Source organism: Mesorhizobium sp. M7A.F.Ca.CA.004.06.1.1, from assembly GCF_003999135.1.
Lineage (GTDB): Bacteria > Pseudomonadota > Alphaproteobacteria > Rhizobiales > Rhizobiaceae > Mesorhizobium.
The window spans coordinates 1-1,627 of record NZ_RZPQ01001024.1; the positions used below are offsets into that span (position 1 = coordinate 1).

The following is a 1,627-nucleotide window of genomic DNA, read 5'->3' on the forward strand; positions in this document are numbered from 1 at the left end:
GTCGTCGGGCCAACGTTCCTTCCCGACCCATCAGCGGCAATAGATCTGCAAGCTCCGGCCCCGAAGGCAGTCCGGTAAGGGCTGTTCTGAGCGGCATGAACAACGCCTTGCCCTTGCGGCCGGTCGCTTCCCTGATCTTGCCCGTCCAGTCCTTCCAGATCGTCGCGCTCCAGGGTTCCTCCGGCAGCAGATCGAAGGCCTGTCGAAGGAAATCGCGGTCGTCACCGGAAAATTCCGGCTTCTCCTGCGGTCCGTCGCGCAGGATACGCCACCAGTTGACCGCATCGGCCAGCCTGTCGAGATTGCCGCGCACCGCCAGCCAGAACGGTTCGGCCTGCTCGCCGGAGACGCCGAGCACGATCAGACGGTCTTGTGCCTCGGCGAACGGCATGTGGTGCAGCAGCGACCGGTTGAGCACGAACAGCTCGTCCGGATCGAACTTGGCGGCGGATTTCGATGTCGCCGCCGGATCGAAGCGTTCGGCGAGTTCGCCCATCGTCGGCACCGCCGCGACATTCTCCGAAGTGCCTACCAGGACGGCCAATGATGCGACGGCCATCGGCTCGATGCCGTCCTCGCGCAGGCTTTCAATCGAGAGCGCGCCGGTGCGCTTCGACAAGCCCTCGCCCGATGCGGTGGTCAGGAGATTATGGTGGCCGAACACTGGCGGCTCGGCAGCCAGCGCCTGGAACAGGGCGATCTGCACGCCGGTGTTGGTGACGTGGTCGTCGCCGCGGATGACATGGCTGACGCCCATCTCGATGTCGTCGACGACGGAAGGCAGCGTGTAGAGATAGGTGCCGTCCTCGCGCACCAGGACCGGATCGGAAAGCGAAGCCAGATCGACGGTTTCCTCGCCGCGCACCAGGTCGTTCCAGTGGATTTCGGTGCGTTCCGGCTGTTGTGGATCGCCTGAGAAATTGGGGAGGAGAAAACGCCAGTGCGGCTGGCGGCCATCGGCCTGGTACTCGGCGATCTGCTCGTGCGTCAGCGTCAGCGCCTCCCGGCCATAGACCGGCGGCAGGCCGCGCGTGCGGCGCACCTTGCGCCTGAGATCGAGTTCCTCCGGCGTTTCATAGCAGGCATAGAGAACGCCTGCCGCCTTCAACCTCTCGACCGCCGCGTCATAGATATCGAAGCGCCGCGACTGGTACTCGGTGGCGTCGGGAAAAATGCCCAACCAATGCAGGTCGTAGAGGATGGCGTCGGAAAACTCCTGCTTCGAGCGCGCAATGTCGGTGTCGTCGAAGCGCTGGATGAATCGGCCCTTGTTGTTCATGGCAAACAGCCAGTTGAACAGAGCCGTGCGCGCATTGCCGATATGAATGCGGCCGGTCGGCGACGGGGCGAAACGAACGGTAACTGTCATGAACGGGGCGTACCGGATGCTTTTGTGGTTGACAAGACGCGCCCCCGCGCTGGCCGGCAGACATAGAACATGGCGGCTGGAATGAAAAGACCGGACGGTGGACGCCTCCGACTGCGCCCAGGCCGGCGGTGCCCATTTGTGCCGGCAGCTTTTCACGATAGGAATTTTTTCTTGACTCGGTGCCCTCAGCTATGGTACATATTTGGCTATGGTGCTGATTTGCGCCAGCGACCCGCCGCACAGGCGGGGTTTTCGGTT

The 1,627-nt window shown here is 63.2% G+C and carries 1 protein-coding gene; it reads right to left on the reverse strand.

Annotated elements, in window-relative coordinates; translation table 11 throughout:
* Positions 1-1,369 (reverse strand): glutamate--tRNA ligase (gltX, locus tag EN906_RS33405; RefSeq protein WP_127375736.1); only part of this gene is annotated, 1,369 nt, incomplete at its 3' end.
* Positions 1,370-1,627 lie beyond the last annotated feature (258 nt).